This window comes from Tabrizicola sp., from assembly GCF_051645465.1.
Classification (GTDB): domain Bacteria; phylum Pseudomonadota; class Alphaproteobacteria; order Rhodobacterales; family Rhodobacteraceae; genus Tabrizicola.
Window position 1 is genome coordinate 1 of the sequence record NZ_JBOFBI010000195.1, and the last position, 6,744, is coordinate 6,744.

General features: G+C 63.9%; 9 protein-coding genes. 2 read left to right on the forward strand and 7 right to left on the reverse strand.

The window, feature by feature from the left end; translation table 11 throughout:
* The first annotated feature begins 38 nt into the window (after nt 1-38).
* Together ACRCSW_RS12590 and ACRCSW_RS12595 are read left to right on the forward strand one after the other, a co-directional pair.
* Nucleotides 39-512: a hypothetical protein gene (locus tag ACRCSW_RS12590; RefSeq protein WP_438705552.1), complete on the forward strand. Its 474-nt coding sequence runs from the start codon at nt 39-41 to the stop codon at nt 510-512.
* 404 nt (nt 513-916) lie between these two features.
* The gene (locus tag ACRCSW_RS12595) at nt 917-1,081 is read left to right on the forward strand and encodes a hypothetical protein (protein ID WP_438705553.1); all 165 of its coding nucleotides are present in this window, start codon (nt 917-919) and stop codon (nt 1,079-1,081) included.
* Nucleotides 1,082-1,334: 253 nt separating this feature from the next.
* Here ACRCSW_RS12595 and ACRCSW_RS12600 read toward each other — a convergent pair whose 3' ends face one another.
* Genes ACRCSW_RS12600 through narJ form a run of 7 tightly spaced genes read right to left on the reverse strand, consistent with a single transcriptional unit; the run spans nt 1,335 to nt 6,645 of the window.
* Nucleotides 1,335-1,856 (reverse strand): DUF2478 domain-containing protein, encoded by a 522-nt coding sequence (locus ACRCSW_RS12600; RefSeq protein WP_438705554.1) that lies wholly within the window; start codon nt 1,854-1,856, stop codon nt 1,335-1,337.
* An 11-nt stretch (nt 1,857-1,867) separates the two neighbouring features.
* On the reverse strand, nt 1,868-3,145 hold the full coding sequence (locus ACRCSW_RS12605; RefSeq protein WP_438705556.1) for a molybdopterin molybdotransferase MoeA: 1,278 nt from the start codon (nt 3,143-3,145) through the stop codon (nt 1,868-1,870).
* Nucleotides 3,142-3,759, reverse strand: a complete 618-nt coding sequence (locus ACRCSW_RS12610; RefSeq protein WP_438705557.1) for a carbonic anhydrase — start codon at nt 3,757-3,759, stop codon at nt 3,142-3,144. Before ACRCSW_RS12610 ends, ACRCSW_RS12605 begins: the two co-directional genes overlap by 4 nt.
* Nucleotides 3,749-4,318 (reverse strand): hemerythrin domain-containing protein, encoded by a 570-nt coding sequence (locus ACRCSW_RS12615; RefSeq protein ID WP_438705559.1) that lies wholly within the window; start codon nt 4,316-4,318, stop codon nt 3,749-3,751. Before ACRCSW_RS12615 ends, ACRCSW_RS12610 begins: the two co-directional genes overlap by 11 nt.
* 20 nt (nt 4,319-4,338) lie before the next feature.
* Nucleotides 4,339-5,133 (reverse strand): peptidylprolyl isomerase, encoded by a 795-nt coding sequence (locus tag ACRCSW_RS12620; RefSeq protein ID WP_438705561.1) that lies wholly within the window; start codon nt 5,131-5,133, stop codon nt 4,339-4,341.
* Between the two features lie 5 nt (nt 5,134-5,138).
* Nucleotides 5,139-5,924, reverse strand: a complete 786-nt coding sequence (gene narI, locus ACRCSW_RS12625; protein ID WP_438705563.1) for a respiratory nitrate reductase subunit gamma — start codon at nt 5,922-5,924, stop codon at nt 5,139-5,141.
* 1 nt (nt 5,925) lies between these two features.
* Complete coding sequence (gene narJ / locus ACRCSW_RS12630) at nt 5,926-6,645, reverse strand: nitrate reductase molybdenum cofactor assembly chaperone (RefSeq protein ID WP_438705564.1); 720 nt, start codon at nt 6,643-6,645, stop codon at nt 5,926-5,928.
* Nucleotides 6,646-6,744: the final 99 nt, after the last annotated feature.

The window sequence follows — 6,744 nt, forward strand, 5'->3', positions numbered from 1 at the left end:
ATGATGAATGCGAAAGTGCGCATTCGGGATGAGGAATCATGTCTGCAACAACCATCATCGACACAGCCCCTCTGGGGGCACTGATCCGCTATACCGACGGTAGTCCCAAGCCGCCGGCACGGTTCACCAAGAAGCTCGCCGCCTGGGAGCGATCGAACGGCGTCGGCCGTCTTGTGAAGAAGGAGCCGCCCCGGCCGTACCCGACCTGGACCGCTCCGGCCTCCTTCACGCTGCATGAGGGCAGCTTCTCCTCGGACGGGGTCATTCTCGTCACGATCATGCGCAGCCATTCGGCGGATAGCCGGTTGGTCTTCGAGGTGGCCGAGGAACCGAAGGCTGGGCAGGTGCGCGTGCTTCTGGACTTCGGGGGCAACACCGAGCTGCTTCATTTGGCGGAATCGATCACCGCGGCCGAGCTCTGGATCGCGCGAGAGGGATATCGCAACGCGCGGTTTGAGATCGTCGGCGCCGAAGACGGCGATAGGGCAGGAGGGGCAGACCTGGCCGCCTGAGCCCTGACAATGCGTGAGGGGCCTGCCCAATGGCCGGGCCTCTCACCGACCACACCCTCGTCCCGCAATGCCGCGGGGCGCCGGAGGATCCATCCCCAAAGACGGATGGTCTTCAACAACGAGCCTGCCCGGGAGGCGGGCGGTGGTCAAAGCATCAGCGGGACAACCAGCTCCTGAGGTTGGGGGACCATCCCCCGCTCGCCATTCCCTTCCTTGCCCCGAATCCTGTCTTCGAGATCAACCCGCAAGGGGTCGGACTACGGGCGAGCCCGTGCCGCCGGGTGGATTCGGCCCCGTTTGAAGAGGGGGGCCGAACGCACCCGGTGATGTCAGCCAGTCTTCGGGCCTGCGGGGTCCTGTCGCGCGGGGGATGGTCCCCCGCCTCCAAGACAGGAGCCAAACAGATGTCCCGCAAAGATGCTCACGCCTTCGCAGCCTCCCTCGCCGCCACGCTCATGGTCTCGGTCGTCGTCTTCCAGGCAGGGGATGGAACCTTCGGCGCCGTCCCCGCCGATGAAATCGACGGAGACGAGGTCGTGATCGTCTCGGAATACGATCCCTTCGGGTGAGGCTTCGGCCTCACTTCCCGAGGGCCCGGCACGGCGCAGGTGCGCCTCCGGGCCTATCGCAGACCGTGTCATTGGAGATGACGATCTGAGGAACGCGGGTTTGCCACCTGGCGCAGATCGTGGTGCGTTCAGTGCGGAAAGCCGACTGACGTCAGTGTGGCAAGGCATTAGCGGAGATACCGCGAAAGAGGCCACGCATTCAGCGCGCAGCGAGGTCAGCGAGTGGTAGGTAACTAGGGCGGAACGCAGCTATTCACGCAGCATGAACGCAGCCAGATTCGAGACCTGCGACCCAGTCTGCCAGCGTATTGGTTTCACATGGCAGGCCCACCGCGAGACTTTGTGAGAATTCGTGAAACGCAGGTAAGTTCAGTGCGTTGACACCAACAATCACAGGAATTCCGTAAGAGAGTGCGTCTGCAATCACCGTCCGGAAACCACGACCTTCGGCTTCATGCTTGCCGAACTTGTTGACGATCAGTACGTCCGCGCCTTTTTCAAGACTTGCCGATACCAGACCGACCGCCGTCTCCAAAGCCGCGGGGTCAAGCCTGCAGCCGTGCGAGTCGCGGCCGAGGTCCTGGCTGATCCGCAGGATGGGTCCATCGGGCAAAACCCGAACATCCATGTCACAGGGCCCCGTATCGCCACGCTCGGAGTTTATCTGGACCGTGCCACAGCAGCGAAGGCCACGCGCTGCCAGTGCGTTCGCCAGCTTGAACAGGATCAGGTCGGTATCGCCGCGTCCAGGTGCCATTGTGTAAGCGAGGTTCATTCTGGGCCTCCTCAGGTCCGGCAGAAGGGTTGAAATTCGACGAGCGCGCCTGCGGGCAGGAAATCGCAATCAGCTGGCAGAAAGATCAGACCGTCCCTGTCAGGTAACGCACAGACATGGGCGGAATGGGTTTCAGCATCAAACGTCACGACCTCGCGACCGTGGCCGTCAAAGCCCGTGCAGGTAGCCGGGCGCAATTCGCAGCGCCCCGCCTTTCGTGAAATGGCCGCGCCTGTGACGACATGGCGCCGGGCAGCCTGTCCTGCCTCACCGGTCAACTTGGCAACCAACGCCGTTCCGAAAAGCTGCCAGGTCACGAAGGCAGACAAAGGATTGCCCGGCAGGCCCAGCCAGGACGCCCCCCGGACGCAGCCAAAGGACACCGGCTTGCCTGGTTTGAGAGCAACGCCGCTGAAATAGATGTCACCGCCCAGGGCAAGCAGCGCTGGTTTGACATGGTCCTCTTCGCCGACCGATATGCCGCCGGTGGTGATGACAAGGTCGGCACAGGCAGCCATCTCTGCCAATTGCAGAAACAACCCGTCACGGCTGTCGAGACCCTGTTCGACGGCGACAAGATCAAGGCGGGGTTGCGTGAGGGCGGCGGACAGCATGGGGGTGTTTATGTCCCAGATCTGAGCTTCGGCACGCCCCGCACCAGCAACGCGGATTTCATCCCCGGTCACCAGAAGCGCCACGCGCAATCGCCTGCGCGCTAGGATCGATCCTGCCCCGGCGGCAGCGCAGGCGGCGATCGCGCGCGCGTCAAGACGTCGACCCTGATCCAGAACTATGACCCCTGCTGCCATCTCGCTGCCCGCGCGGCGGATGTTGAGCCCGGGCGTCGGTCGCCGATCGATGCGGATGGTGCTGCCGGTCCGTTTGACATCTTCCTGCATCACCACTGCATCCGCACCGTTGGGGACTTTCGCCCCGGTAAAGATGCGCGCGGCCTGGAGGCCGACAAGCGGCACGGTGGAGGACTGCCCCGCCGGAACCCGCGCGACAACGTCAAGTGTCCACGGTCCGTCGCCCGGCAGCGCCGCAGAGGCAAAAGCAAAGCCATCCATCGCGGCATTGTCGAAAGGCGGGGACATGAAGCGTGACGTCACGGGTCTTGCGAGAATGCGACCAAGTGCCTGGTCAAGCGGAATGTTTTCCGTTCCATCGACGGCGGCTGTCCGATCTGCAATCAGTGCCAGCGCCGCATCGATGGCGATCAACTTCTTTGCGACATCATGCCCGTCGCAGCCACACCCGGACCGCGCTACTGGCTGCAGGATCGTCATTGCGCCACCTCCTCATCGAAATGCCCGGGGCCGATGCTGCAATCAAGGTCTCGCAAGAGGCCGTCCTTCAGCCCATAGATCAGCCCATGCACCCGGCAGTTCGCCCCGCGCGCCCAGGCCCGTTGCAGGATCGGCGTCTCGCCCACGCGGCGGACTCCCTCAACCACGTTGAATTCGGCAAGACGGTCGCGCCGCCCTTCCATGTCTGGCTCGCGCCCCAGATCGACGGCATAGGCCCGCGCTAGCCGCCGAATCGGCTCCAGCCAGTGGTCGGTAAGTCCCTGCGGCAGACCTTCCGTCGCGGCCTTGACGCCGCCACAGCCGTAATGACCGCAGACGATAATCTCGCGCACGGCCAGCACCTCGACCGCGAATTCCAGCGCCGACAGAAGGTTCATATCCGACGAGTGGACGATGTTGGCCACGTTTCGATGGACAAATACCTCGCCCGGATCAAGGCCCGCGACTACGTTGGCCGGAACCCGGCTGTCCGAACAGCCGATCCAGAAGAATTCGGGCGCCTGCAAGGCTGCAAGACGGGTGAAATAGCCCGGTTCCTGCGCCTGCCGCTTGGCCGACCAGTCCCGGTTACGCTGCAGAACATCATTCAGCATTCGGGGTCTCCGAAAGTTGGGTCAGCCCCCGTCGCGCCCGCATATGTGCGGACAGCCTTGCCAGATCGGCCCGGGTCAGCCGGGCGCGGGCGATGGGCAGCAGGATCGCATTTTCGGCGACAAGATGACGGCGCACATGCCCCGCGAAGCTCGTCAGCATCGCACGCCCCTCGGCCGAAAGATCGGACCCGGCATCAAGGCAGTCGGCAAGCGTTGCCCGAACGTCGGGCAAGAGGCGCAGAGCTTCATTCTGATCGATCCTGATCCGGTTGATTGCGCTTTCGATGCAGTCCTCGGCCGTGCAGCGTTTCGCAAGAAGCGGAAACAGATCCTCGGCCTCATCGCGGAGATGCACATTCAGCTCTTCGTTCAGAAAGCGCAGCACGGTCAGCGCGGACAGTCGGTCGAGGTGCGCGGCCAGTGCAATTGCGTCAATCAACGCGCAAATCTGGCGTTCGCGCAGATGATCTTCGCTGATGAAGTCGAGAGGCCGACCAAGAAGGCCGGGATGCGTGGGCGCATCCCCGCTGCCGCGTCGCACTGGCTCTGCCGTCTTCATGATGCGCCCTTTCGCGTGGCTCAGATCGGGGCGAGGCTTGCGCCGGTAATCGTCGCCCCTTTGGCAAGCGTCTCGACGAATCCCCGTGATGCGCGCGCCCAGGCGGCCTTTTCCAATGCCTGTGCGATCTTTGGACGGACCGTTTCATAGGGCAGAACCTGCCCCTGGGCGGTGGCGTTCAGGCGGATGATGTGCCAGCCGTGCCGCGACAGGACCGGGGCGGGTGTCATGCCGCCTTCGGTCAGGGTGCGCAGCGCCAACTCGAATTCGGGCACGGTATCGCCGGGGCCAAGCTGGCCAAGATGCCCGCCCGCTGCCTTTGATCCGCAATCGCTTTCGCGGGCGGCGGAGGCAAAGCCTTTGGCGTCGCCCTTCAGCCGCGCAAGGATAGCCTGCGCGCGGGCGCCTGCCAAGGCAGACTCGGCGTCGTCACGCGGATCGCAGGCGCACAGGATGTGCGAAACGTCCCACAACGGGGCCGAGCGATAGCGGCCAGGGTCGCGCGCCCATTCGGCGCGGATGGCTTCCTCCGTCACAGGCGCAATCGTCAGCGCCTCGTCCAGCAGGGCGCGGATCAGGGCTTCGTCTTCCGTCTCGACCCGGCCGGGGGACAGTTCCTCGGGGTCGGCCGCCAACCTGCGCGCCCGCGCCTCTTGCAAGAGCAGCGCGCGGATCGCCAAGGCCTGCGCCGCCTTTCGCCAGGCGATGCCGGGCTTGTCCTTGGGTGCGGTGTGGTTTTGCGCCTCGGCTGCGATGGCGGCCTGCGGGATGGTTTCACCATTCACGGTGACATCAGGGAAAAGGGCGATGTTCATGGCAGTTACTCCGCCGGAGTGGTGGCTGAAGGGCCGGGCTTGGCCTGCCGTGCGTCAAAGGCACGGCGGCGTTCTTCCAGCGGGCGGCGGCGGCGCGACCGCACGATCTGATAGCCGGGCCGCGTGAGCAGATAGCGGAAAGGAGCCGCGAAGCCGGACCAGATGTGGACCAGCCGGGTGAAGGGAAAGAGCATGGTGATGATCAGGCCAAGGAAGATGTGCAGCTTGAACAGCCAATGCACGTCCACCACCGTGACCCAGGCGTTCACGTTCCAGGTGACCACGCTTTGCGACCATTCCATGAAACGGATCATCTCGGCCCCGTCCATGTGCTGAAGCGACTGGGTGATGGTCAGCAGGCCGATGGCAAGCTGCAACCAGATCAGGATCATGATCAGGATATCAAGGGTGGTCGAGGTGGCCCGAATGCGTGGATCGGTCAACCGCCGGTGGATCAGCATGGTGCCGCCGACCAGCGCAGCAAGCCCTGCCGGGCCACCGATCAGCACAGCCATCCACTGCTTCAGCCCATAGGGAACCCCTAACGCATCCAGCACCCAGACCGGCGTGAACAGCCCCACAAGGTGACCGAAGAACACCGTAAGGATGCCGACGTGGAACAGGATTGACCCCCAGATCAGCTGCTTGCGCCGCAGAAGCTGACTGGACGAGCTTTTCCAGGTGAAGGGGTCGCGTTCATAGCGCGCGATGGATCCCACAAGGAACACCGTCAGCGCGACATAGGGCATGACCCCGAAGATGACGAAGTTGATGTCGAAGCTTTCGAACATGTCATGCGCTCCTGTTCATTGGGGCGGGGGCCGGTTTCAGGGAGGGTGCGGGTGCGTCCATCAGTGCCAGCATGTCGCGGACCTGTGGGCATCCCGCGTTCGGGTCGGGGCCGAAGGTGACTTCGGTCTCTTCCCAAACGGCGTCCAGCGCCTCGAGGTCGGTGGGATCATCGTCCGGTTGCGCCAGCATTCCGGCCAGCGCGTCAACATCCACCTGCCCGTTGGCCAACTGGGAAAGGGCGGCGAACGCGGCGTCATACCTGCTTTCGCGCCGCACCAGACGGGTGCCAAGCGCGTCGAAGATATGCGCCGCGTCCGCCAAGGTTTCCTGCGCTTCGGCGAAGGGACGCGTCGACAGGAATTCCAGCAGCACCGGCAGGTGGTCGGGCAGTTCCGTGGTGGCAGGCTCAAAACCCGCCGCCCGGTAGGTTTCGATCAGGCTGACCATCGCACCGCCACGGTCCCGGCTTTCGCCGTGGACATGTTCGAAGAGGTTCAATGACAGCGTGCGTGAGCGGTCGAACAGCATGACATAGCTTTCCTGCACGTCGAACAGGTCACCCAGTCCGAGGTTGCTGGTCAGCCGTTGCAACGCCGCACGGGTTGCGGGCTTCAACCGGGGATCGGCGGCGAGGATGGCCCCAATCTCGGGCATGGCCTCCTGCAGTTCCGCCGTTGGATAGCTGAGGATCAGTGACAGTGCCTTGAGTGTGCGGTCCATCAGAATGACTCCAGCGGAAGGGCGAAGGATTTCTTCTTGCCGCCGAACAGGCTGGTCTGTCCGGTTTCGCCCGAGGAACAGCCGTTGCCGTCGGTGAAC

Excerpts from the sequence above, each read along its gene's own strand:
- ACRCSW_RS12595 (WP_438705553.1), top strand. The coding sequence starts at position 917 with ATGTCCCGCAAAGATGCTCACGCCTTCGCAGCCTCCCTCGCCGCCACG.
- ACRCSW_RS12610 (WP_438705557.1), bottom strand. The coding sequence starts at position 3,759 with ATGCTGAATGATGTTCTGCAGCGTAACCGGGACTGGTCGGCCAAGCGG.
- ACRCSW_RS12600 (WP_438705554.1), bottom strand. The coding sequence starts at position 1,856 with ATGAACCTCGCTTACACAATGGCACCTGGACGCGGCGATACCGACCTG.
- ACRCSW_RS12620 (WP_438705561.1), bottom strand. The coding sequence starts at position 5,133 with ATGAACATCGCCCTTTTCCCTGATGTCACCGTGAATGGTGAAACCATC.
- narJ (WP_438705564.1), bottom strand. The coding sequence starts at position 6,645 with ATGGACCGCACACTCAAGGCACTGTCACTGATCCTCAGCTATCCAACG.
- narI (WP_438705563.1), bottom strand. The coding sequence starts at position 5,924 with ATGTTCGAAAGCTTCGACATCAACTTCGTCATCTTCGGGGTCATGCCC.
- ACRCSW_RS12590 (WP_438705552.1), top strand. The coding sequence starts at position 39 with ATGTCTGCAACAACCATCATCGACACAGCCCCTCTGGGGGCACTGATC.
- ACRCSW_RS12615 (WP_438705559.1), bottom strand. The coding sequence starts at position 4,318 with ATGAAGACGGCAGAGCCAGTGCGACGCGGCAGCGGGGATGCGCCCACG.
- ACRCSW_RS12605 (WP_438705556.1), bottom strand. The coding sequence starts at position 3,145 with ATGACGATCCTGCAGCCAGTAGCGCGGTCCGGGTGTGGCTGCGACGGG.